The 22,586-nt window shown below is 70.8% G+C and carries 21 protein-coding genes and 1 pseudogene; 6 read left to right on the forward strand and 16 right to left on the reverse strand.

Annotated features, from left to right (window positions below; all coding sequences use genetic code 11):
* Positions 1–137 precede the first annotated feature (137 nt).
* Positions 138–1,250, forward strand: coding sequence for an Acg family FMN-binding oxidoreductase (locus tag B8W67_RS05040; protein WP_085302602.1), 1,113 nt, complete (start codon positions 138–140; stop codon positions 1,248–1,250).
* On the opposite strand, the gene B8W67_RS05045 is transcribed toward B8W67_RS05040, so the two are convergent.
* From B8W67_RS05045 to B8W67_RS05100, 12 genes and pseudogenes are all read right to left on the reverse strand, one after another.
* Entirely contained in the window at positions 1,183–2,892 is a 1,710-nt protein-coding gene (locus B8W67_RS05045) for a GAF domain-containing sensor histidine kinase (protein ID WP_085302558.1), read from the reverse strand. The genes B8W67_RS05040 and B8W67_RS05045 overlap by 68 nt on opposite strands.
* Positions 2,888–3,548 (reverse strand): annotated as a pseudogene (locus B8W67_RS05050) (response regulator); the annotation flags it as partial. The pseudogene B8W67_RS05050 and the gene B8W67_RS05045, both read right to left, overlap by 5 nt.
* 72 nt (positions 3,549–3,620) lie before the next feature.
* The gene (ahcY, locus tag B8W67_RS05055) at positions 3,621–5,078 is read right to left on the reverse strand and encodes an adenosylhomocysteinase (protein ID WP_069391220.1); all 1,458 of its coding nucleotides are present in this window, start codon (positions 5,076–5,078) and stop codon (positions 3,621–3,623) included.
* A gap of 101 nt (positions 5,079–5,179) precedes the next feature.
* Positions 5,180–5,833 carry a TetR family transcriptional regulator AlkX gene (gene alkX, locus B8W67_RS05060; protein ID WP_234806664.1) on the reverse strand — a complete coding sequence of 218 codons (654 nt, stop codon included), beginning with the start codon at positions 5,831–5,833 and terminating at the stop codon, positions 5,180–5,182.
* Positions 5,830–6,012 carry a rubredoxin gene (locus tag B8W67_RS05065; RefSeq protein WP_085302559.1) on the reverse strand — a complete coding sequence of 61 codons (183 nt, stop codon included), beginning with the start codon at positions 6,010–6,012 and terminating at the stop codon, positions 5,830–5,832. The genes alkX and B8W67_RS05065 overlap by 4 nt, the downstream gene beginning before the upstream one ends.
* A gap of 49 nt (positions 6,013–6,061) precedes the next feature.
* The gene (locus tag B8W67_RS05070; protein WP_085302561.1) at positions 6,062–7,291 is read right to left on the reverse strand and encodes an alkane 1-monooxygenase; all 1,230 of its coding nucleotides are present in this window, start codon (positions 7,289–7,291) and stop codon (positions 6,062–6,064) included.
* Positions 7,292–7,369: 78 nt separating this feature from the next.
* On the reverse strand, positions 7,370–8,890 hold the full coding sequence (locus B8W67_RS05075) for an amino acid permease (RefSeq protein ID WP_085302563.1): 1,521 nt from the start codon (positions 8,888–8,890) through the stop codon (positions 7,370–7,372).
* A 21-nt stretch (positions 8,891–8,911) separates the two neighbouring features.
* Complete coding sequence (locus B8W67_RS05080) at positions 8,912–9,829, reverse strand: cation diffusion facilitator family transporter (protein ID WP_069391216.1); 918 nt, start codon at positions 9,827–9,829, stop codon at positions 8,912–8,914.
* 46 nt (positions 9,830–9,875) lie between these two features.
* Entirely contained in the window at positions 9,876–11,102 is a 1,227-nt protein-coding gene (gene manA / locus B8W67_RS05085) for a mannose-6-phosphate isomerase, class I (protein ID WP_069391215.1), read from the reverse strand.
* A gap of 9 nt (positions 11,103–11,111) precedes the next feature.
* Positions 11,112–12,233, reverse strand: coding sequence for a TobH protein (locus tag B8W67_RS05090; protein ID WP_085302565.1), 1,122 nt, complete (start codon positions 12,231–12,233; stop codon positions 11,112–11,114).
* On the reverse strand, positions 12,230–13,624 hold the full coding sequence (locus B8W67_RS05095; protein WP_069391213.1) for a phosphomannomutase/phosphoglucomutase: 1,395 nt from the start codon (positions 13,622–13,624) through the stop codon (positions 12,230–12,232). The genes B8W67_RS05090 and B8W67_RS05095 overlap by 4 nt, the downstream gene beginning before the upstream one ends.
* Before the next feature lie 85 nt (positions 13,625–13,709).
* Complete coding sequence (locus B8W67_RS05100; protein ID WP_084228528.1) at positions 13,710–14,111, reverse strand: DUF3499 domain-containing protein; 402 nt, start codon at positions 14,109–14,111, stop codon at positions 13,710–13,712.
* A gap of 131 nt (positions 14,112–14,242) precedes the next feature.
* On the opposite strand from B8W67_RS05100, the gene B8W67_RS05105 reads away from it, so the two are divergent.
* Positions 14,243–14,674, forward strand: coding sequence for a metallopeptidase family protein (locus B8W67_RS05105; protein WP_085302567.1), 432 nt, complete (start codon positions 14,243–14,245; stop codon positions 14,672–14,674).
* Between the two features lie 9 nt (positions 14,675–14,683).
* Here the strand turns inward: B8W67_RS05105 and B8W67_RS21660 are convergent, their stop codons facing one another.
* On the reverse strand, positions 14,684–15,058 hold the full coding sequence (locus tag B8W67_RS21660; RefSeq protein ID WP_084228527.1) for a WhiB family transcriptional regulator: 375 nt from the start codon (positions 15,056–15,058) through the stop codon (positions 14,684–14,686).
* Between the two features lie 304 nt (positions 15,059–15,362).
* Between B8W67_RS21660 and cofD the strand changes: the two genes are divergently transcribed.
* The 3 genes from cofD to B8W67_RS05125 are packed head-to-tail and all read left to right on the forward strand — an operon-like array spanning position 15,363 to position 18,242.
* Positions 15,363–16,364 (forward strand): 2-phospho-L-lactate transferase, encoded by a 1,002-nt coding sequence (cofD, locus tag B8W67_RS05115; protein WP_069391265.1) that lies wholly within the window; start codon positions 15,363–15,365, stop codon positions 16,362–16,364.
* Complete coding sequence (locus tag B8W67_RS05120) at positions 16,357–17,700, forward strand: coenzyme F420-0:L-glutamate ligase (protein WP_085302569.1); 1,344 nt, start codon at positions 16,357–16,359, stop codon at positions 17,698–17,700. Before cofD ends, B8W67_RS05120 begins: the two co-directional genes overlap by 8 nt.
* Positions 17,697–18,242 carry an NUDIX domain-containing protein gene (locus tag B8W67_RS05125; RefSeq protein ID WP_069391209.1) on the forward strand — a complete coding sequence of 182 codons (546 nt, stop codon included), beginning with the start codon at positions 17,697–17,699 and terminating at the stop codon, positions 18,240–18,242. Before B8W67_RS05120 ends, B8W67_RS05125 begins: the two co-directional genes overlap by 4 nt.
* Here B8W67_RS05125 and manB read toward each other — a convergent pair.
* From manB to rfbD, 3 genes are read right to left on the reverse strand one after another with little or no spacing between them, the layout of a single operon-like run.
* A complete protein-coding gene (manB, locus tag B8W67_RS05130; RefSeq protein ID WP_085302571.1) occupies positions 18,224–19,306 on the reverse strand; it encodes a mannose-1-phosphate guanylyltransferase ManB in 1,083 nt (360 codons plus the stop codon). The genes B8W67_RS05125 and manB overlap by 19 nt on opposite strands.
* Entirely contained in the window at positions 19,306–20,181 is an 876-nt protein-coding gene (locus B8W67_RS05135; protein WP_069391207.1) for a glycosyltransferase family 2 protein, read from the reverse strand. The genes manB and B8W67_RS05135 overlap by 1 nt, the downstream gene beginning before the upstream one ends.
* Positions 20,178–21,056, reverse strand: a complete 879-nt coding sequence (gene rfbD, locus B8W67_RS05140; RefSeq protein ID WP_069391206.1) for a dTDP-4-dehydrorhamnose reductase — start codon at positions 21,054–21,056, stop codon at positions 20,178–20,180. The genes B8W67_RS05135 and rfbD overlap by 4 nt, the downstream gene beginning before the upstream one ends.
* 66 nt (positions 21,057–21,122) lie before the next feature.
* Here rfbD and B8W67_RS05145 point away from each other — a divergent pair, with 66 nt between their 5' ends.
* Positions 21,123–22,586 (forward strand): LCP family protein, encoded by a 1,464-nt coding sequence (locus tag B8W67_RS05145; protein WP_085302573.1) that lies wholly within the window; start codon positions 21,123–21,125, stop codon positions 22,584–22,586.

The raw sequence follows: 22,586 nt of genomic DNA on the forward strand, positions 1-22,586 counted from the left end.
GTCAGAGATCGCCACCCGCCGAAAGTCCCGCCCGGCAGGGGGCTTCGTCCCCTGCCCGTGACCGGTCGGCGCGCGGCAGAGTGGACCTCGATGGCGACACCGCCGACGGCGGCGGGCCGATGGGGAGGTGGACGGTGATGGCTCAGCGGATGGCCCAGCAGATGGCCCGACAGTCGACTCAGCACACTTCGCAGGTACCCGATGCCGCCACGGTGCGCACCGCGTTGCAGCTGGCGATGCGTGCACCGTCGGTGCACAACTCGCAGCCGTGGCACTGGCGGGTCCTCGCCGGCGGGACTCACCACCAGGTGCAGCTGTGGTCCGACGACCGCCGGCGGTTGCCGCACACCGATCCCGACGGCCGGGACCTGGTGCTCAGCTGCGGCACCGCGCTGCACCACGCGGTGGTGGCGTTCGCCGCGCTGGGATGGCGGGCCACCGTGCACCGGCTGCCCGACCCCGACCAGCCGCGGCTGTTGGCGGTGCTGGAGATCTGCCGCTGCCCGGTCGAGCACGTCGAGGTCATGCTGGCCGCCGCGATCCCGCGCCGACGCACCGACCGGCGGCCCTACAGCGGCTGGCCGGTCGCCCCCGGTGATCTCGCGTTGATGGGTGCCCGCGCCGCGCGCGCCGGGGTGACGGTCCGCCAGTTGGATTCGCCGACGTCGGTGGAGGCGTTGCGCGCCATCCTCACCGAGGCCACCCGCCTGCATGTGGCCGACGATGCCTACCTCGATGAGTTGACCCGGTGGAGCGGGCGCTTTCGCGCCGACTCCGGTGTGCCGGCCCGCAACACCCCGCCCCCCGATCAGCGGGCGGCGCTACCGGGGCGGCTGTTCGCCGGACCGGGACTGGCGCACGTCCCGCTCGACGAGGACGAGCGCGATCATTCGGTGCTGCTGGCGTTGGGCACCGCCGCCGACGACCGGTTGGCCTGGCTGCGTGCCGGGGAGGCGACCAGCGTGGTGCTGTTGACCGCCACCGCGCTCGGGCTGGCGAGCTGCCCGGTCACCGAGCCGCTGGAGATCGCCGCGACCCGGGAGGCGGTGCGCGCCGCGGAGTTCGGCGACGGCGGCCACCCACAGATGCTGCTGCGGGTCGGGTGGGCTCCGATCAACGCCGACCCGCTGCCGCCGACCCCGCGGCGACGGTTGGCCGACACCGTCGACTGGGTGGGCGCGCCTACTCCGCCAGCAGCGGAGCCGACCACCGCAGCACCGTTCCCCCCGCTGGCCGGTTCTGTGCGCTGAACGCGCCGCCGGACTGTTCGGCCCGCAGCGCCAGGTTGCGCAGCCCGCTGCGGGTGATCTGATCGGGCAGGCCGCAGCCGTCGTCGCTGACCTCGATGCACAATTCGTCGCCGACGCGCACCTGCACGCTGACCGTGGTGGCACCGGCATGGCGCATCACGTTGCTCAGCGCCTCACGCACCACCGCCTCGGCATGGTCGGCCAGCGCCCCGTCGACCACCGAGAGCGGACCGGCGAAGCGCACGCTGCTGCGCAGCCCCGCGTCGGTGAACCCGGCCAGCACCGCGTCGATGCGCTGCCGCAGCCGGGTCACCGCCGAACCGTGCAGGTCGAAGATCGTGGTGCGGATGTCGGAGATGACGTCCTGCAGGTCATCGACGGCGGCGCTGAGGCGCCGTTCGACGTCGGCCGAGCGCGCCAGCGGGATCGCCCCCTGCAGGCTCAGCCCGACCGCGAACAGCCGTTGGATGACCTGGTCGTGCAGGTCGCGGGCGATGCGTTCGCGGTCGGTGATCACGTCGAGTTCGTGCATGCGCCGCTGTGACGTGGCCAGCTGCCAGGCCAGGGCGGTCTGATCGGCGAACGCGGCCATCATCTCCAGGTGGTCGTCCCGGAACGGCACGGCGTCGGCGCCGCGCAGTACCACCACGACGCCGACGACGGTGTCGGTGGCCCGTAGCGGCAACACCAGTGCCGGGCCGGCCCGCTCGACACCGGCCAACTCCAGGCGCTGCAGCCGTTCGGGTTCCCCGCGGGTGAACGCCGCGCCGATGACGGTGCCGGCGACCGGGATGGGCTGCCCGCTCAGCCCGGCGGCCGCGGCACCGACGGTCTCGATCACCAACAGCTCGTCGGTCTCCTCGGTGTCGTTGTGGCGCACCGGGACCGCCACCAGGGCGGCGTCGGCGCCGGTGAGCTTGGCGGCGTCCTCGGCGATGAGCCGGAACGCGGTCGCCGGATCGCTGCCCGAGAGCAGTTCGGTGGCGATGTCGCGGGTGGACTCGATCCACGCCTGGCGGGCTTTGGCCTGCTCGTAGAGGCGGGCGTTGGCGATCGCGCTGCCGGCGGCCGCGGCGAGCGCCTGCAGCAGCACCTCGTCGTCCTCGCTGAACGGCTGACCGCCGGCCTTCTCGGTGAGATAGATGTTGCCGACCACCCGGTTACGCACCCGGATCGGCACCCCCATGAAGGTGCGCATCGGCGGGTGGTGCGCCGGGAACCCGACCGACGCCGGGTGGTCGGCGAGGTCCTCGAGGCGGATCGGGACCGGATCGTCGATCAGCGCACCGACCACACCGTGGCCTTCGGGCAGTCGCCCGATGCGGGCCACGGTCGCCTCGTCGACCCCTTCGTAGACGAACTCCATCAGCCGGTGCTGGCGGTCGTGGACCTCCAGCGCCCCGTAGCGGGCGTCGACGAGGTTGGTCGCCGCGGACACGATGGCCCGCAGGGTGGCGTCGAGGTCGAGTCCGGTGGTGACCAGCAGCATCGCCTCCACCAGTCCGTCGAGCCGGTCGCGGCCCTCGACGATCTGCGTGACGCGTTCTTGCACCTCGCCGAGGAGTTCGCGTAACCGCAGCTGCGACAAGGTGTGCCGCACCGGCGGCTCCGGGCCGGGGTCGGCGCCGCCGGTGACGCTCACCGGTCCCCGGCGGCCTGGCCGCGCTGCAGCTTCGTGGCGAACACCGCCGCCTGGGTGCGGCGCTGCATGCCGAGTTTGGCCAGCAGCCGCGAGACGTAGTTTTTGACCGTCTTCTCCGCGAGGAACATCCGGTCGGCGATCTGTTTGTTGGTCAGCCCCTCGGCGAGCAGGCCCAGCAGGGTGCGTTCCTGGTCGGTGAGACCGGAGAGCGGATCGGGCCGCTGATCGGTGCCGCGCAGTTTGGCCATCAACGCCGACGCGGCCCGGTTGTCCAACAGCGATCGGCCGGCGCCGACCTCTTTGACCGCCCGCGCCAACTCCATGCCCTTGATGTCTTTGACCACGTAGCCGCTGGCTCCGGCCAGGATCGCGTCGAGCATCGCCTCATCGGAGGTGAACGACGTGAGGATCAGACATCGCAGGTCGGGCAGGCGCGACAACAGATCCCGGCACAGCTCGATGCCGTTGCCGTCGGGCAGGCGCACGTCGAGCACCGCGACGTCGGGGGTGACCGCGGGGATGCGGGCGAGCGCCTCGGCCACCGACCCGGCCTCGCCGACCACCTGCAGGTCGGGGTCGGCACCGAGCAGGTCGATCAGGCCGCGGCGCACCACCTCGTGGTCGTCGACCAGAAAAACCCGGACCGCGCCGCTCATCGCACCTCCTCCCCCGAGGTTAACCGGTGGACCGGCTCCTTCCGGTGCGGCGCACGCAGATCAGTACCGAGATCAGTACCGGTAGTGGTCGGGTTTGTAGGGGCCCTCGACGTCGACCCCGATGTACTCGGCCTGGTCCTTGGTGAGTTTGGTCAGCGTGCCGCCGAGGGCCTCGACGTGGGTGCGGGCCACCTTCTCGTCGAGATGCTTGGGCAGCCGGTAGACCTCGTTGTCGTATTCGTCGCCCTTGGTCCACAGTTCGATCTGCGCGATGACCTGGTTGGAGAAGCTGTTGCTCATCACGAACGAGGGGTGCCCGGTGGCATTGCCGAGGTTGAGCAGCCGGCCCTCGCTCAGCACGATGATCGATTTGCCGCTGTCGGGGAACGTCCAGACGTCGACCTGCGGCTTGAGGGTGTCGCGGGTCGCCCCGGAGCGCTCCAGCGCGGCCATCTGGATCTCGTTGTCGAAGTGACCGATGTTGCCCAGGATGGCCTGGTTCTTCATCGCCTTCATGTGCTCGAGGGTGATGATGTCCTTGTTGCCGGTGGTGGTGACGATGATGTCGGCCTCACCGATGGCCTGCTCGACGGTCTTGACCTCGTAGCCCTCCATCAGTGCCTGCAGCGCGTTGATCGGGTCGATCTCGGTGACGATGACCCGTGCCCCCTGGCCGCGCAGCGACTCCGCCGAACCCTTCCCGACGTCGCCGTAGCCGCAGATCAGGGCGGTCTTGCCGCCGATCATCACGTCGGTGCCGCGGTTGATGCCGTCGATGAGGGAGTGCCGGCAGCCGTATTTGTTGTCGAACTTGGACTTGGTGACCGAGTCGTTGACGTTGATCGCCGGGAAGGTCAGCTCCCCGGCCGCGGCGAACTGGTAGAGCCGCAGCACACCGGTGGTGGTCTCCTCGGTGACCCCGTGGATCGCCTCGGCGATGCGGGTCCATTTGGTGTTGTCCTCGGCGAACCGCTCGGTCAGCCGGGTCAAGAACACCTTCCACTCGGCGGGGTCGTCGTCCTCGATCGGCGGCACCACACCGGCCTTCTCGTACTGGGCGCCGCGCAGCACCATCATGGTGGCGTCGCCGCCGTCGTCGAGGATCATGTTCGCCGGCTCGTCCGGCCAGGTCAGGGCCTGCTCAGCGGCCCACCAGTACTCCTCGAGGGTCTCGCCCTTCCAGGCGAAGACCGGGGTTCCCTTCGGCTCCTCGGGGGTGCCGTGCGGGCCGACGACGACCGCCGCGGCGGCGTGGTCCTGGGTGGAGAAGATGTTGCACGACGCCCAGCGGACCTCCGCGCCGAGGCTCACCAGCGTCTCGATGAGCACCGCGGTCTGCACGGTCATGTGCAGCGACCCGGAGATCCGCGCGCCGGTCAGCGGGGCCACGTCGGCGTATTCGCGGCGCAGCGCCATCAGGCCGGGCATCTCGTGCTCGGCGAGCCGGATCTCCTTGCGCCCGAACTCGGCCAGCGACAGGTCGGCGACCTTGTAGTCGATGCCGTTGCGGGTGTCGGCGGTCATAGTCATTTTTCTAGGGCCCCTTTGAGGAATGCGGTCGATCGGGTCACGCTCGTGGCGCTGGCGCGATCCACGTTACCGGCGGCGGCGCCCGGTCGGCCCCGGCGGGGTCACTCGGTCTCGATGACGCCGTAGCGTTCGGCGACGGGGGTGAACAGCCGGGCCAGATCGGCGGCCACATCGCGGTCGGACTCCGGCGGCATCGACACGTAGCTGATCGCCAGGCGCACGATCGCCCGCGCCAGGATGCCGGCGTCGTCTTCGCTGACCCGCACCCACGAATGCATGAAGGTCGTGGTCAACCGGCCCGCGCTGCGGGCGATGATCGGCGCACTGTCGGTGGTGATGATCTGCAGCAGATCGGGTTTGGCCGCCCCGGTCAACAGCGAGATCACCAGCGGGTCGGCGGCCGAGGCCGCGAAGAACAACCGGAACCCCTCCAGGAACGCGGCGTTGAGGTCGCCGACGTTGCCCTCGATCGCGGTGTCGATCATGTCGACGAGCCGGTCGGCCAGGCGCACCGCATACCCCTGCGCGAGGCCTTGCCGGGAGCCGAACTCGTTGTAGATGGTTTGGCGGCTCACCCCGGCGGCCCGGGCGACGTCGGCGAGGGTGATCGACGACCAATCGCGGTTGCCGAGCAGCTCACGCATGGCGTCGAGCACCGAGTCGCGCAGCAGCGCCCGCGAGGCCTCGGCGTAGGGCACACGGACGTTGCGACTCACCCGGGCGACATTAGTCGTTGCACCGGCGGTGGCGGTCACCGACGGGCGACTTCCACCATCTCGAAGTCGGCCTTGGCCGCACCGCAGTCCGGGCAGCTCCAGTCCTCGGGGATGTCGGCCCAGCGGGTGCCCGGGGCGATCCCGTCCTCGGGCCAGCCCTGCGCCTCGTCGTACTCGAAGCCGCACTGCAGGCAGCGGAACAGTTTGTAGTCGTCCATCGGTACTCCTTCGGTCGTGTCGGGCTCGTGTCGGGATCGCCGCGTCGGCTCATCCGACCGCCGAATAGCGGGCCAGGATCTTCTCCCGCCGGTGCGGGGCGATGTTGGCGCGACGGAGGTCGCCGCCGTAGTGGGCCAGCACCCGGTGGTCCATCAGCCGGCGCCACAGCGGCGGCAGATAGGTCAACCCGATCAACGACGCGTAACCGCTGGGCAGGTTGGGCGCGGTGTCCATGCTGCGCAACGTCTGGTAGCGCCGGGTCGGGTTGGCGTGGTGGTCGGAGTGACGCTGCAGGTGGTAGAGGAACAGGTTGGTCACGATGTGATCGGAGTTCCAGCTGTGCTCGGGGGTGCAGCGCTCATAGCGCCCGTTGGCGCGTTTGGCCCGCAGCAGCCCGTAGTGCTCCAGGTAGTTCACCGATTCCAGCAGGGAGAACCCGTAGACCGCCTGGATGATCACGAACGGGATCAGCCCGACCCCGAACACCGCGATCAGCGCGCCCCACAGCACCACCGACATCGCCCAGGCGTTGAGCACGTCGTTGTGCGGCCAGGTACGCGGGTCCCACGGGCTGCGACCCAGCCGGCGCAGTCGCGCGGCCTCCAGGTGCAGCGCCGAACGCAGGCTGCCGAACACGCTGCGCGGGAAGAACACCCAAAACGATTCCCCGAATCGCGCCGAGGCGGGATCCTCCGGGGTTGCGACCCGGACGTGGTGGCCGCGGTTGTGTTCGACGTAGAAGTGGCCGTAGCAGCTCTGTGCCAGGGTGATCTTGGACAGCCAGCGCTCCAGCGACTCCTTCTTGTGCCCCATCTCGTGGGCGGTGTTGATGCCGATGCCGCCGAGTGCCCCCACCGACAGCGCCAGCCCGATCTTGGCAGGCCAGCCCAGGCCGCCGTCGAAGCCGAGCCAGCTGAGGTTCGACGCGGTGAACAGGTAGGCGCCGAGGATCACGCTGAGGTACTGGAACGGCAGGTACAGATAGGTGCAGTAGCGGTAGTACCGGTCGTTCTCCAACGCCGCCATCACCTCGTCGGGCGGGTTTTGCCCGTCGGCGCCGAAGCGCAGGTCCAGGATCGGCAGCAGCACGTAGATCAGGAACGGCCCGATCCAGAACAGCGACTGGGCGGCGGTGTGCCAGCCGGCCTGGTTGAGCCCCCACACGATCGGCAGGACCAGGAACAACGCGGTCGGCGCGATCAGCCCCAACAGCCACAGGTAGCGCTTCTTGTCACGCCAGCCCGCCGCGGCGACCGGAGTCGAAGTCTCGACAGTCAATGCTCATCCTCCTTGTGAGTTCCCCCACCTCACAAATGGACATTACCGACTTTTATGTCGGTTCGCTAGACATTAATCCTATTTTTGTAAACGTTGCTGGTCGGGTCCGTCGGCGGCGGCGTCGGTGCGGGCGCTCAGCCGCGCCCCCACCCGGGAATGACGCCGCCCGTAGCCGAGATAGAGCGCCACGCCGAGCACCATCCAGACCCCGAAGCGGATCCAGGTCAGCGCGGTCAGGTTGAGCATCAGCCAGCTGCACGCCAGGATCGACACCGCCGGCAGCACCGGCACCCACGGCGCCCGGAATCCCCGCGGCAGATCCGGGCGGGTGCGCCGCAGGATGATCACCGCCGCCGACACCAGCACGAACGCGAACAGCGTGCCGACGTTGACCATCTCCTCGAGCTTGTCCATCGGGAACACCGATGCCGCGACGGCCACCAGCACCGCGACCATCACCGTGATCCGCACCGGGGTGCCGCGGGCACCGGTGCGCGCCAGCGCCCGGGGCAGCAGTCCGTCGCGGGCCATCGCGAACAACACCCGCGACTGGCCGAGCATGAGCACCATCACCACCGTGGTCAGCCCGGCCAGCGCCCCGATCGAGATCACGGTGCCCGCCCAGGTCACCCCGTTGAGCACGAACGCCGTCGCCAGGTTGGGCGCACCACCGGCGTCGCGCAGTTCGGTGTAGGACACCATCCCGGAGAGCACGATCGACACCGCGATATAGAGCACGGTGACGATGCCCAGCGAGGCGAGGATGCCGCGGGCGACGTCGCGCTGGGGGTTGCGGGTCTCCTCGGCCGTGGTGGCCACCACGTCGAACCCGATGAACGCGAAGAACACGATCGCCGCCCCGGCGAGCATTCCGTACCAGCCGTAGTGACTGGTGGTGGCCCCGGTCAGCAGGGAGAACACCGACTGGTCCAGGCCGGTGCCGGCGGTGCCGTCGGTGCGGGCCGGCGGGATGAACGGGGAGAAGTTGGCCGCCTTGACGTACCCGGCGCCGACGACCACCACCAGCACCACCACCGCCACCTTGACCGTGGTGACCACCGCGGAGAACCGCGACGACAGTTTGGTGCCCAGCCCCAGCAGCACGGCGACGACGACCACGATCAGCAGTGCGCCCCAGTCCACGGCGACCGGGCCCACGGCGACGGTGCCGCCGCCGAACCCGACGACCGTCGCCAGATAACTCGACCAGCCCTTGGCGACCACCGCCGTGCCCAGCGCGAACTCCAGCACCAGGTTCCAGCCGACGATCCAGGCGGTGAACTCCCCGAAGGTGGCGTAGGAGAACGTGTAGGCGCTGCCGGCGACCGGTACGGTCGCGGCGAATTCGGCGTAGCACAGCGCGGCGAGTCCACAGGTCAGCGCGGCGATGACGAACGACAGCGAGATCGCCGGGCCGGTCAGATCGGCCGCGGTCGAGGCGGTGACGGTGAAGATGCCCGCGCCGACCACGACCGACACCCCGAAGACGGTGAGGTCACGCCAGGTCAGGTCGCGCCGCAGACGGGTTCCGGCCTGTTCGGTGTCGGCGATCGACTGCTCCACCGACTTGATGCGCCAGCGGTCCGGCCGGTCGGTCATCCTCGCCTCCTGATTCCGGTGTCAGCCGGCGGTCGTGCGGTCGAGGTCGGGCTCGAGGTAGATCACCCGCGCTGCCGGGACCGCGGCGCGGATGCGCGCCTCGGCCGCGTCGATGGCGGCCGCGACGGTCGCCAGCGGGGTACGCGGGCGCAACGCGATCTTGGCCGCGACCAGCATCTCCTCCGGGCCCAGGTACTGGGTGCGCAGATGGATGACCCGGTCGACGTGCGGGGTGGCCGCCAACGCGGCCCGGATCGCGCTCTCCTCCGCCCCGGTGGCGCCCTCCCCGATGAGCAGGCTGTGCATCTCGACCATCAGCACGACCGCGATCACCCCCAGCAGGATCCCGATCGCGGCGGTGGCGACCCCGTCCCAGACCGGGTCGCCGGTCACCAGGGTCAGGCTCACCCCGGCCAGCGCCAGCCCCAGCCCGATCAGCGCCCCGGCGTCTTCGAGCAGGACCACCGGCAGCTCGGGGTTACGCGAGGTTCGGATGAACCGCCACCAGGTGCTGTCGGCCTTCAGCGGTCGCGACTCGTGCACCGCGGTGCGGAAACTGTAGGACTCCAACAGCAACGCGACCGCCAGGATCGTGATCGCCACCGCGGGGTTGGTCACCGGTGTGGGATGGCTGATCTTGTGGTAGCCCTCGTAGAGGGCGAACATCGCGCCGGCGGTGAACAGCACCAGTGCCACCACGAACGACCAGAAGTAGCGGCTGCGCCCGTAGCCGAACGGGTGCAGGGCGTCGGCGGCGCGCCGCGCCGCGCGCTGGCCGAACAGCAACAGGCCCTGGTTGCCGGTGTCGGCGACCGAGTGCACCGCCTCGGCCAGCAGCGCCGAACTGCCGGTGATGGCGAAGCCGACGAATTTCGCGGCCGCGATCCCGGCGTTGGCGCTCAGGGCCGCCACGATCGCGCGGGTGGAGGCGGCGCTCACCGTCGCGACCCCGTCGGGGTCGTCGGCTGCGCACCGGAGCCGGGCATCACAGGCCGACGGTGACCCGGAACACCGTGGCGGGCTGGCGCGCCGAGAGTCGGATCGGTCCGTCGTCGGCGGCCACCCACGCCGCCGCGCCCCGGTCGAGTGTCACCGTGCTCGACTTGGCGTACACGGTCGTCGAGCCCTCGGTGGCGACCAGGATCTGCGGTCCGTCGTAGGGGCACGGCGCGTCGACCTGATGGCCCAGATCGTCGCCGTCGAGGTGCAGCGCGGCCACCGCGAACTCCTCGGCGGGGGTCTGGTAGACGGTGGCGAACCCGTCGCGGCGGGTGGGTGCGCGCAACGCCGACTCCTCGGTGGGGGCGAAGTCGAGCACCCGGAGCAACTCCGGGACGTCGACGTGCTTGGGGGTCAGCCCGCCGCGTAACACGTTGTCGGAGTTGGCCATCACCTCCAACCCGACACCGTTGAGGTAGCTGTGCAAGTTGCCGGCGGGAACGTAGATCGCCTCCCCGGGGTTGAGTCGGATGCGATTCAACAACAGGGCGGCCAGCACGCCGGCGTCGCCGGGGTAACGTTCCCCGAGTTCCAGCAGGGTCCGCATTTCGTCACCGAATTCCGTTGCCCCCGAACCGACGTAGTGAATGGCCCCTTCGATCACGGTGGGTACCAGCACATCGAGGTCCGGCTGCGGCGCGGTGATCCAGGTGGTGAACAAGGCGCGCAGTCCGTCAGCGTCGGCCTGCCCGTCGAGCAGTCCGATGAACGGGTCCAGGTCGGAGACCGCCAGCGCCCGGAGCAGCTCAACGGTGCGGGCGACCGGGCGGAACCCGGCCAGCGCCTCGAAGGGCTGCAGCGCGACCAACAGCTCGGGTTTGTGGCTGGTGTCGCGATAGTTGCGCACCGGGGAGTTCAGCGCCACCCCGAGGCGTTCCTCGCGCTGGAATCCCTCGACGGCCTGCCCGGCGCTGGGGTGGGCCTGCAGCGACAGCGGCTCGTCGGCGGCGAGCACCTTGACCAGGAACGGCAACGTGGCGCCGAACCGGTCCAGCGCGGCGGCGCCGAGTTGACCGGCGGGATCGTCGGCGAGCACGTCGAGCAACGAGGTCTCCTTGCCCGGGCCGCGCAAAAATGCCGGGTCGCCGGGGTGGGCACCCAGCCACAACTCGGCTTCCGGATGCGCGGCCGGCACGGTCCGGCCGGTGAATTCGGCGATGGCGGTACGCGATCCCCAGGCATAGGTGCGGATCGCCCCACGTAGCAGTTCCACGGTCTTGAACTATCCCCCGTCCATCCCGGCTCCCAGACCCAGGTACACCGCGGCCATCTCCAGCCGGACGGCCAGCACCCCCAGTTGCTGCTCGACCGGAACGGTGCCCGCCTCGATCAGCGGGTCGGCGGCCACCCTGTCACCTTCCTGGTCCCCCTCCCGGGCTTCGGTCTGCTCGGCGATGTCACCGGCGGCGACCATCTCGACGCCGGGCCGCCCGGCGATGCGCGCGGCCGAGAGCGTGCGCTGCTCGCTGAGGGTCAGCGCCAGCACCCGCAGCCGCGGCGGTAGCGGCCCGTCGATCTGTTCGTCGTGGAAGATGCTAGCGGTCGGGTCCGGCCCGCCGTGCGTCGCCGCGATCGCGTCGGCCAGCCCGGTCGCGGCCACCGCCGTGCGCCCGAGGCGCAGCACGACGGCGCTGCCGTGGCGGGCCAACGCCACGGTGGCCGCATCGTCGCCGGCCAAGACGACCTGGTGGCCGGCCATGCGCTGCACCAGTGTCTTGGCCGGGTTGGTGACCAGATCCCGCCCGGCGCTGCTGCGCAACGCCTCGCCGTCGAGGGCATCGGCGAGCGCGGCGAGGTCGGGGCCGATCCGCGCGTCGACCGCCCCCGCCACCGCCAACCCGGCGGCCAGATATCCGCTGAGCCGCAGCGGTTCGGGCACCGCGACGCGCGGTGCCAGCACCGCCGCGCGCCCGGCGCCGGCGTCGCGCAACGGTCCCTCGGACGGGGCCACGATGACCACCCGAGCGCCGCGGCGCACGCCGAGCGCCACCGCGGCCACCAGCACCGGATCGCCTGGGTCGTCACCGGCGACCACCAGCACGTCCAGCGGACCGATCCACGGTGGAACCTCCCCGACCGCGATCACCGGCTGGCCGGCCGATCCGCCGAGCAGCGCCGCCAGCAGCGCCCCGGCGCTGCTGGCCGTCCCCCGCCCGCCGACCCAGATCAGGGTGCGCGCCGGGTCCCGCCCACCGATGTCGGCCAGTGCCCCCTCGGCGACGGCCTCCGCGGTCGAGCGCACCTGGGCGCCGGCCATGGCCGCCGCCCGCAGCAGACCCTCGGCGTCGGCGGTGAGCAGGCCATCACCGTCATCGAGGTCGATCAGGGGCTGGGGCAGACTCACCGTGGCGCGGTCTCCGGTTCCGCCGCGGTGATCTGGTCGCCGACCCGGCGGACCAGCGCGGCGACGGCGGCGTCGGTGTCGGCTTCGACGTTGAGCCGCAGCAGCGGTTCGGTGTTGGAGCTGCGCAGGTTGAACCAGCTGCCGTCGGCCAGGTCCACGGTGACCCCGTCGAGGCTGTCGGTGGTGTCGATTTCGCCGTCGAGGTCCGCGAGCACCGCGGCCACCGCCCGATCGGCGTCGGCGACGGTGAAGTTGATCTCCCCGGAGGCGGCGTAGCGCTGGTAGGCGCCGGCCAGTTCCGACAACGGGCGTCCCTGACCGCCGAGCGCGGCCAGCACGTGCAACGCCGCCAACATTCCCGAGTCGGCTCCCCAGAAGTCCCGGAAATAGTAGTGCGCCGAGTGCTCACCGCCGAAGATCGCGCCGGTCTCGGCCATCAGCGCCTTGATATAGGAGTGCCCGACCCGCGAGCGCACCGCGGTGCCCCCGGACTCGGCCACCAGCTGCGGCACCGCCCGGGAGGTGATGAGGTTGTGGATGACGGTCGCCCCCGGCTCGCGCTGCAGCTCCCGCTCGGCGACCAGCGCGGTCACCGCCGACGGCGAGACCGGCTCGCCGCGTTCGTCGACGACGAAACAACGGTCGGCGTCGCCGTCGAAGGCCAACCCGATGTCCGCTCCGCTGCGCCGCACATAGTCCTGCAGATCGCGCAGGTTCGCCGGGTCCAGCGGGTTGGCCTCGTGGTTGGGGAAGGTGCCGTCGAGGTCGAAGTACAGCGGCAGCAGCGTCACCGCCTCGATCGCCCCCAGAACCGCCGGCGCGGTGTGGCCGGCCATGCCGTTGCCGGCGTCGACCGCCACCCGCAGCGGGCGCCAGCCGGTGGTGGCCACCAGCGATCGCAGGTACGCGCCGTACTCGGCGAGCACGTCGGCGTCGCTGAGCGATCCCGGCGTCCCGCGGTGGCCACGGACCCCGGCGATGACCTGCTCGCCGATCTCGGCCAGCCCGGTGTCGGCGCCGACCGGGCGGGCGGCGGCCCGGCACAGTTTGATGCCGTTGTAGGCGGCCGGGTTGTGGCTGGCGGTGAACATCGCACCGGGGCAGTCCAGCCGCCCGGACGCGAAGTAGAGCTGGTCGGTGGAGGCCAACCCGATCCGCACGACGTCGAGGCCCTGGGCGGTGACCCCGGCGGCGAACGCGGCCGCCAGCCGCGGGGAGCTGGCCCGCATGTCGTGTCCGATCACCACCCGGGTGGCCCCCTCGTCGCGCATCAACGTCGCAAACGCACCACCGACCTCGGTGACAAACGGTTCGTCGATCTCGGTGTCGACCAGACCGCGCACGTCATAGGCCTTGATCACACGGTGGACAGCCGCAGCGGGCCGGGACATGACTGTGCTCCTGACGGGAGGGGACTCGCGTGGGGATCAGCCTACCGGCCGCCCGGGACGGCGCCGGCATTACCGCGAGCGGCGCTCAGCTGGGGTCGGGCAGCACCCGCAGATGGCCGCGCCGACGTCCCGACGAGCGCGCGCCGGTCGCCGCCTCGCCGCCGGCGGGCGCCGGTTGCGGGGCGAAACCGGTGGCCGCGGCGGCCATGCCGTTGCGGCCGGCGTGGCTCTCGCGCACCGCGTCGGCCAGCGCCACCAGATCGTCGTCGTCGGTGGGCGCGGTCAACGGGCCGGCGTGGCGCACCAACTCCCATCCGCGCGGCGCGGTGATCCGGCCGGCATGCCCGACGCACAGATCCCAGGAGTGGGGTTCACGCATGGTGGCGAGCGGGCCGACAACCGCGGTGGAGTCCGCGTACACGAACGTCAGCGTCGCCACCGCATAGTGCGGGCATCCGGGCCGGCAGCAGCGACGGGGAACACTCACAGCCCGAGGCTATCGTGGCGGGCAAGCGTCGCCGCGCCGGACACGCGCAACCGGGGCCGCGGCGATGTGGAACCGTTACCATCGGCCCGGTGAGCGATCGGCGTTCGGCAGCGAACCGGCGCGGCCGGGAGATGCGCGGCCCGCTGCTCCCCCCCAGCGTCCCGGGCTGGCGTAGCCGCGCCGAACGCTTCGACATGGCGGTGCTGGAGGCCTACGAACCGATCGAGCGCCGCTTCACCGAACGGGTGGCGGCCCTCGACGTCGCCGTCGACGAGATCCCCCGCATCGCCGCCAAAGACCCCGAGACCGTGCAGTGGCCGCCGGAGGTGGTCGCCGACGGCCCCATCGCGCTGGCGCGGCTGATCCCGGCCGGGGTCGACGTGCGGGGAAACGCCACTCGGGCGCGAATCGTATTGTTCCGCAAGCCGATCGAGCGGCGCGCAAAAGATCCCGACGATCTTGCCGAGCTACTGCACGACATCTTGGTGGCCCAGGTCGCCACCTTCCTCGACGTCGATCCGTCGGTCATCGACCCGACGCTCGACGATGATCAGCACGACTAGCGCTGCGCCTCAGATGATGCCGCGCTTGAGCCGCCGACGCTCCCGCTCGGACAGGCCGCCCCAGATACCGAACCGCTCATCGTGGGCCAATGCGTACTCCAGGCACTCGTTGCGCACCGGGCAGCGCTGGCAGATCTTCTTGGCCTCCCGGGTCGATCCGCCCTTCTCCGGAAAGAACGCCTCGGGGTCGGTCTGGGCGCACAGCGCGCGGTCCTGCCACTCCTCGGGGGTGGCCGAGTCCATGTCGAGCAGATCGTCACCGAACGGGTCCGGCGTATCTGCCACCAGGCTCAGATGTGGTCGTGCCCAGCCCCCGGGAAGTGCCGATCCGGTTTCAGTTTGCGGTGTTGGTCCCGTATCGCCCGGAAGGTGCTCGATGGACACGCTCCGCCTCCTCACCTGGTTTCGCTAATCGTCAAAAATCGGCCACTATTGGTGATGTGCGGCCATCTCGATTCGAACAACTGATCGAATCTCGGTCTGGGGCACCGATTTCGGCTGGCCAACCGCGAAATGACACTGATGTGATTAGACACGGGTTGGGTGCCGCGGTCAAGCTCTTGGGCGGATTTCCATATCATCTCGTGATCAAAGCCACGCGTGTCTGTGATCGGCGAGTCCCTGTCATCTTGACCACACCCGATCCTCGGCGCGCCCCCTTGATTACCGAACAGTAGTGTCGATCGGTGTGAAGATCACGGTTTTGGTCGGCGGGGTGGGCGGCGCCCGATTCCTGCTCGGGGTGCAGCATCTGCTGGGTCTGGGACGATTCGCCGACCCCTCGGGGGCCGGCTCCTCCCACGAGCTCACCGCGGTGGTCAACGTCGGCGACGACGCCTGGATGCACGGGCTGCGCATCTGCCCCGACCTGGACACCTGCATGTACACCCTGGCCGGTGTGGTAGACACCGAGCGCGGCTGGGGCCACCGCGACGAGACCTGGAACGCCAAGGAGGAACTGGCCCGCTACGGGGTGCAACCGGACTGGTTCGCCCTCGGCGACCGCGACCTGGGCACCCATCTGGTGCGCAGCCAGATGCTGCGGGCCGGCTATCCGCTCTCCCAGGTGACCGCGGCCCTGTGCGACCGGTGGCCGCTGGGGGCCACGCTGCTGCCGGTCAGCGACGAGCGCTGCGAAACCCACGTGGTGGTGACCGACCCCGCAGACGGCGAGCAACGCGCGATCCACTTCCAGGAATGGTGGGTACGTCACCGCGCTGGCATCCCCACCCACAGCTTCGCGTTCGTCGGCTCCGAGTCGGCGGCCGCCGGCCCCGGTGTCGCCGAGGCGATCGCCGGAGCCGACGTGGTGCTGCTGGCGCCGTCGAACCCGGTGGTGAGCATCGGCGCGATCCTGGCCGTACCCGGGGTGCGCGCCGCGTTGCGCTCCACCGCGGCCCCGGTGGTCGGCTACTCCCCCATCATTGCGGGGAAACCGTTGCGCGGCATGGCAGACCAGTGCCTGTCGACCATCGGCGTGGAGACCAGCGCCGCGGCGGTCGGGGCACTCTACGGATCCCGGCGAAGCACCGGCATCCTCGATCACTGGCTGGTCGATGACGGCGACGACAGCGACCGCGGCGTGGTCGACGGCGTGGAGGTGCAGGCGGTGCCGCTGCTGATGACCGACCCGGAGGCGACCGCGGCGATGGTGCGCGCCGGGCTGCGATGCGCTGGCGTCGATGGTTGAGCACGGCAGCGCGGCACCGGTGCAGGTGCTGCCGGTCCCCGGGTTGCCCGACTTCGCCGCCGGCGACGATCTCGCGGCGGCGATCGCCACCGCCGCCGCGTGGCTGCGCGACGGCGACATCGTGGTGGTGACCAGCAAGGTGGTCTCCAAGTGCGAGGGCCGGATGGTGGCCGCCCCCAGCGACCCCGAGCAGCGCGACGCCCTGCGGCGTCGCCTGATCGACGCCGAGGCGGTGCGGGTGCTCGCCCGCAAGGGCCGCACCCTGATCACCGAGAACCGCAACGGCTTGGTGCAGGCCGCCGCCGGGGTCGACGGCTCCAACGTCGCCACGACCGAATTGGCCTTGCTGCCGGTGGATCCCGATGCCTCAGCCCACATACTGCGCACCCGGTTGCGTGAACGGCTCGGAGTGTCGGTCGCTGTGGTGATCACCGACACCATGGGCCGCGCCTGGCGCACCGGACAGATCGATGTCGCCATCGGCGCCAGCGGGATGACGGTGCTGAACTCCTACGCCGGAGCCGTCGACGCGCACGGAAACGAGTTGCAGGTCACCGAGATCGCCGTCGCCGACGAGGTGGCTGCCGCCGCCGATCTGGTCAAGGGCAAACTCACCGGGATTCCCGTGGCGGTGGTGCGCGGCCTGCCCGCCGTCGACGACGGATCCACCGCCGCGACACTGGTGCGCCGCGGCACCGACGACCTGTTCTGGCTCGGCACCGCCGAAGCCCTCGAGCAGGGGCACCGCGAGGCGCTGCTGTTGCGCCGCTCGGTGCGCCGATTCACCGACGATCCGGTCCCCGCCGATCTGGTCCACTCCTCGGTCGCCGACGCGTTGACCGCCCCGGCTCCCCACCACACCCGGCCGGTGCGTTTCGTCTGGCTGCAGGACAACGCGGTCCGCACCGGGTTGCTGGACCGGATGAAAGACCGGTGGCGAGCCGACCTGACCTCCGACGGACGAGCTCCTGATGCCATCGAGCGTCGGGTTGCACGCGGCCAGATCCTCTACGACGCACCGGAAGTCATCATCCCGTTTCTGGTCCCCGAAGGGGCGCATCACTACCCGGATGAGGAGCGCACCAACGCCGAGCACACCATGTTCACCGTGGCGGTCGGCGCTGCGGTCCAGGCACTGCTGGTGGCACTGGCCTCGCGCGGGCTGGGCAGCTGCTGGATCGGTTCGACGATCTTCGCTGCCGATATCGTGCGCGCCGAGTTGGATCTGCCGCCGCAGTGGGAACCGATGGGGGCCATCGCGATCGGCTATCCCGGTGACGGCCTCGCGGGACCGCGCCCACCGGCGACCGTCGCCGACCTGTTGGTGTTGCGATGAGCGTGCGCGACTCGACCATCCGGCTGCTCAGCGAGTGGTCGGCTCCCGACGCCGCCCAGGATGTGCTGCGCCACGCGGTGGCCGCATTCGTCGACGCCCGCCCCGACGCCTGCGCCCGCTCGTGCGTGCCCGGCCACGTCACCGCCTCCACGCTCGTTCTCGACCACCGCGGCACCCACGCGCTGCTGACCCTGCACCCGCGGCTGGGCCGCTGGGTGCAGCTCGGCGGGCACTGCGAGGACGACGACGCCGACATCGTCGCCGCCGCGGCCCGCGAAGCCACCGAGGAATCCGGCATCGCCGCACTGACGCTGGACCCGCAACTGGTCGCCATCCACGTGCATCCGCTGACCTGTTCGCTGGGGGTGCCGACCCGTCACCTCGACCTGCAGTTCGTGGCGCGGGCGCCGGCCGACGCCGAGATCGGGATCAGCGAGGAATCCCTGGATCTGCGATGGTGGCCGTTGACCGCGCTACCCGCCGACACCGACGCGGCATTGGCCTACCTGGCGGCGCGTGCCGCTCAGACGTCCGAGGAGTAGCGGATCCCGCCGTCGGGGATCGTGACCCCGGGCCACACCCGGGCACCGCGCAGCAACTCGCAGCGCGCCCCGATGTCGGCGCCGTCGCCGATGACCCCGTCGCGGATCAGCGCCCGCGGGCCCACCCGGGCACCGAAGCCGATGATCGACCGCTCGATCACCGCGCCCGCCTCGATGCGCGCGCCGTCGAAGACCACCGCCCCGTCGAGTCGCACGCCCGGACCGATCTCCGCACCGCGGCCGACGGCGGTGCCGCCGATCAGCACCGCACCGGGGCTGACCGCCGCGCCGTCGTGCACCCGCTTCTCGCCGCGGTGATCACCGAGCGCCGGCGACGGGGCCAGCCCGCGCACCAGATCGGCGGAGCCGCGGACGAAATCCTCCGGTGTGCCCATGTCACGCCAGTACGTCGCGTCGACGTAGCCGCAGACGCTCACCGACCCGTCGGCCAGCAACGCGGGAAAGACCTCCCGCTCCACCGAGACCTCCCGCCCGCGCGGGATCCGCTCGATGAGTTCGCGGGAGAACACATAACAGCCGGCGTTGATCTGGTCGGTCGGCGGATCCTCGGTCTTCTCCAGGAACGCGGTGACCCGCCCGTCGGAGTCGGTGGGCACGCAGCCGAACGCCCGCGGGTCACCCACCCGCACCAGGTGCAAGGTGAGGTCGGCGGCCTTCTGCCGGTGATAGGCCAGCAGCTCACCGAGATCCGCGCCGGAGAGCACGTCACCGTTGAACACCATCGCGGTGTCCCCCCGCAGCAACGGCGCGACGTTGGCGATCGCGCCGCCGGTGCCCAGCGGGGTCTCCTCGGTGACGTAGTCGATCTGCAGCCCCAGCGCCGAGCCGTCGCCGAACTCCTTCTCGAACACGTCCGGCTTGTAGGAGGTGCCCAAGATGACGTGCTCGACGCCGGCCCCGGCGATCCGCGACAGCAGGTGGGTCAGAAACGGCAGCCCGGCGGTCGGCAGCATCGGCTTGGGGGCCGACAGCGTCAGCGGCCGCAGCCGCGTGCCCTTGCCGCCGACCAGGACCACCGCGTCGACCGGTCGCTCATCTGCCATCAGTGCTGCCCTTTCGCCAGTCGCCGTCGTGAACTGCGGACCACCAACCGTGTGCGTGCGGCCAGCGCCGCGCGCATCGTCCAGCGCAGCGGCGCCCGCCGCCAGCCGGCATGACGGTCGGCGAGGAAAATATAGGTGCTTTCATGATGGGCGGCCAGATTCCGCGCCGGATCGCGCCCGGTCGAATGTCCCTTGGCGTGCAGCACCTCCGCGGAGGGCACATAGACGTTCTGCCACCCGGCGCGGCCGAACCGGTCGCCGAGGTCGACGTCCTCCATATACATGAAGTAGCGCTCGTCGAACCCGCCGATCTGATCGAACGCGGCGCGCCGCACCAGCAGACACGCCCCCGACAGCCACCCCACCGGGCGTTCGGTGGGCGCCATGCGTTCCTGGCGGTAGGCGATCGACCACGGGTTGCGCGGCCACACCGGACCGACCACCGCGTGCATCCCGCCGCGCACCAGGCTCGGCAGGTGCCGCGCCGACGGGTACACCCCGCCGTCGGGCTCGCGGATCAGCGGACCGAGCGTGGCCGCCTGCGGCCATCGGCCGGCGGCGGCCAGCAGCGCGTCGATGCTGCCCGGGCCCCACTGCACGTCGGGGTTGGCGACCACGATGAACTCGACGTCCGGGTCGAGTTGGGCCACCGCGCGGTTGATCGCGGTGCCGTAGCCGAGGTTGGCGCCGGTTTCGAACAGTCGCACCCCGGGATGGTCGGCCACCGCGGCCTGCGGCGCGCCGTCGGTGGAGCCGTTGTCGGCGAGCACCACCTGCACCGGACGCTCGGTGGCCAGCGTCAGCGATCCCAGGAACCGGTCCAGGTGGGGTCCCGGCGAATAGGTGACCGTCACCACCGGCAGCGCAGCACTCACGGCGTTGAGGATAGAGGGCGCGTCCCCAGGGCGGCCGCCAGCGCCTGCCGCCAGTCCCGCAGCGGGGTGACCCCCGCGCAGGCCAACGCCGAATACCGCGGCCGCGGCGCCGGGCGCGCCTGCTGCGCGCTGGGGACCGGTCGCACCCGCTCGGGGTCGGCGCCCACCGCGGCGAACACGGCGCGGGCCTGCGTGAATCGGCTGACCGCTCCCTGGTTGGCAGCGTGACACAACCCCTCGCCCGGCCCGGCCGGGCCGGCGTCGACGAGTTCGAGGATCGCGGCGACCAGGTCGACCACGTAGGTCGGCGATCCGACCTGGTCGTCGACGACGCTGACATCCTGCTGCCCGGCGGCCAACCGGCGCATCACCGCGACGAAGTCGCCGTCGTCGGTCCCGCCGGTGTAGACCCAGGCGGTGCGCAGCACATGGGCGCCCGGCAGCGTCGCGAGCACGCCGCGCTCCCCGGCGAGTTTGCTCGCGCCGTAGACGTTGACCGGGGCGACCGGGTCGCGGGGGGTGTGGGGACGATCACAGCTGCCGCCGACCGCCGCACCGCCGAAGACGTAATCGGTGGAGATGTGGATGAGCCGCACGCCGGCGTGGGCACACGCGGCGGCCAGGACCTGCGGTCCGGTGGCGTTGACCGCCTGGGCGCGCTGCGGGTCGGTCTGTGCGCCGTCGACGTCGGTGTAGGCGGCACAGTTGACCAGCACGTCCGCTGCACGCAGCCGGGTACCGGCGCCCGACGGGTCGGTGATGTCCCATTCCGCGGAGGTGAACGCCGCGACGTCGCGGCCCTCCTCGGCGGACCGGGCGGCCAGGGCGCGGCCCAGCTGGCCGGCCGCCCCGGTGATCACCACCCGATCCGACATCGCCCAAGTTTGGCACGCCGACCGCGGCTACCGGGAATGCGGGCCGCCGCGTCGTAACCTGAATCGATGCCCATGGAGCGTCTCGCACGTGTCGTCGCCACGATCACCGCTGTCAGCGTCGTGCTGGGTACCGGCGTGGCGTGGACCACGATTCGTTCCTTCGAGGGCGGCATCTTCCACATGTCGACGCCGCTGCTCGGCCAGGGCGGCGACGACGGCGCCATCGACATCCTGTTGGTCGGCAACGACAGTCGTACCGATGCCCACGGCAACCCGTTGACCGCAGAGGAATTGGCCACCCTGCGCGCAGGCGACGACGAGGCCACCAACACCGACACGATCATCTTGATCCGGGTGCCCAACAGCGGCAAGTCGGCGACCGCGATCTCGATTCCGCGGGACTCCTACGTCAAGGCCCCCGGCATGGGCATGACCAAGATCAACGGGGTGTACGGGGAGACCAAGCTCGATGAGCGTAAGCGACTCGTCAAGGCGGGGATGGAGGACCCGGAGGTCGAGCAACGCGCGGTCGAGGCGGGCCGAGAGGCCCTCATCGCCACCGTCACCGACCTGACCGGGGTCACCATCGACCACTACGCCGAGATCGGGCTGCTGGGCTTCGCGTTGATCACCGACGCTCTCGGCGGGGTGAACGTCTGCCTCAAAGAGCCTGTCTACGAGCGGCTGTCGGGTGCGGACTTCCCTGCCGGGTGGCAGACCCTCGACGGCGCGCAGGCATTGAGCTTCGTGCGTCAACGCCACGACCTGCCGCGCGGCGATCTCGATCGTGTCGTGCGGCAGCAGGCGGTGATGGCCGAGTTGGCGCACAAGGTGATCTCCGGCAAGACGCTGTCGAGCCCGGCGACGCTGAGCCGCCTGCAGCAGGCCATTCAGCGGTCGGTGGTGATCTCCTCCGGTTGGGACATCATGGACTTCGCAACCCAGCTGCAGAACCTGTCGGCCGGCAACGTCGCGTTCGCCACCATCCCGGTGATCCGGGAGAACGCCTGGTCCGAGGACGGTGTGCACAGTGTCGTGCAGGTCGACCCGAACGCGGTGGCCGATTGGGTGGAAGGGCTGCTCCAGGAGCAAGCCGACGGCAAGACCGACGAACTGGCCTACTCCCCCGCCGACACAACGGTCAACGTGTTCAACGACACCGACATCAACGGGTTGGCTTCGGCGGTCTCGGACGTGTTGGCGGCCAAGGGGTTCAACACCGGAAGCGTCGCCAACAACGAAGGTGCTCCGGTGACCACGAGCCAGGTGCAGGCCGCCGACACCGGCGACCTCGGCGCCCAGGCGGTGGCCGAAGACCTCGGTGGGCTCACCGTGGTGGCCGACCCGGCGTTGCCGCCGAACACCGTTCGCGTGCTGCTGGCCACCGACTACACCGGCCCCGGCTCCGACGGAAACTACGTCTCCGGTGGCGATTACAGCGCGCTGAGCGCCTCCGACGGCGACGAGCCGCCGCCACCGCCGTCGCCGATCCTCACCGCAGGCTCGGCCGATCCCAAGTGCGTCAACTAG

This window comes from Mycolicibacillus koreensis (assembly GCF_002104795.1).
Taxonomy (GTDB): domain Bacteria; phylum Actinomycetota; class Actinomycetes; order Mycobacteriales; family Mycobacteriaceae; genus Mycobacterium; species Mycobacterium koreense.

Coding starts and splice junctions, on each gene's coding strand:
- B8W67_RS05040 (WP_085302602.1), top strand. CDS start 138: ATGGCTCAGCGGATGGCCCAGCAGATGGCCCGACAGTCGACTCAGCAC.
- ahcY (WP_069391220.1), bottom strand. CDS start 5,078: ATGACTATGACCGCCGACACCCGCAACGGCATCGACTACAAGGTCGCC.
- B8W67_RS05065 (WP_085302559.1), bottom strand. CDS start 6,012: ATGGACGACTACAAACTGTTCCGCTGCCTGCAGTGCGGCTTCGAGTAC.
- B8W67_RS05075 (WP_085302563.1), bottom strand. CDS start 8,890: ATGACCGACCGGCCGGACCGCTGGCGCATCAAGTCGGTGGAGCAGTCG.
- B8W67_RS05095 (WP_069391213.1), bottom strand. CDS start 13,624: ATGTCCCGGCCCGCTGCGGCTGTCCACCGTGTGATCAAGGCCTATGAC.
- B8W67_RS05105 (WP_085302567.1), top strand. CDS start 14,243: ATGCGCGGCCCGCTGCTCCCCCCCAGCGTCCCGGGCTGGCGTAGCCGC.
- B8W67_RS05120 (WP_085302569.1), top strand. CDS start 16,357: ATGGTTGAGCACGGCAGCGCGGCACCGGTGCAGGTGCTGCCGGTCCCC.
- B8W67_RS05125 (WP_069391209.1), top strand. CDS start 17,697: ATGAGCGTGCGCGACTCGACCATCCGGCTGCTCAGCGAGTGGTCGGCT.
- manB (WP_085302571.1), bottom strand. CDS start 19,306: ATGGCAGATGAGCGACCGGTCGACGCGGTGGTCCTGGTCGGCGGCAAG.
- rfbD (WP_069391206.1), bottom strand. CDS start 21,056: ATGTCGGATCGGGTGGTGATCACCGGGGCGGCCGGCCAGCTGGGCCGC.
- B8W67_RS05145 (WP_085302573.1), top strand. CDS start 21,123: ATGCCCATGGAGCGTCTCGCACGTGTCGTCGCCACGATCACCGCTGTC.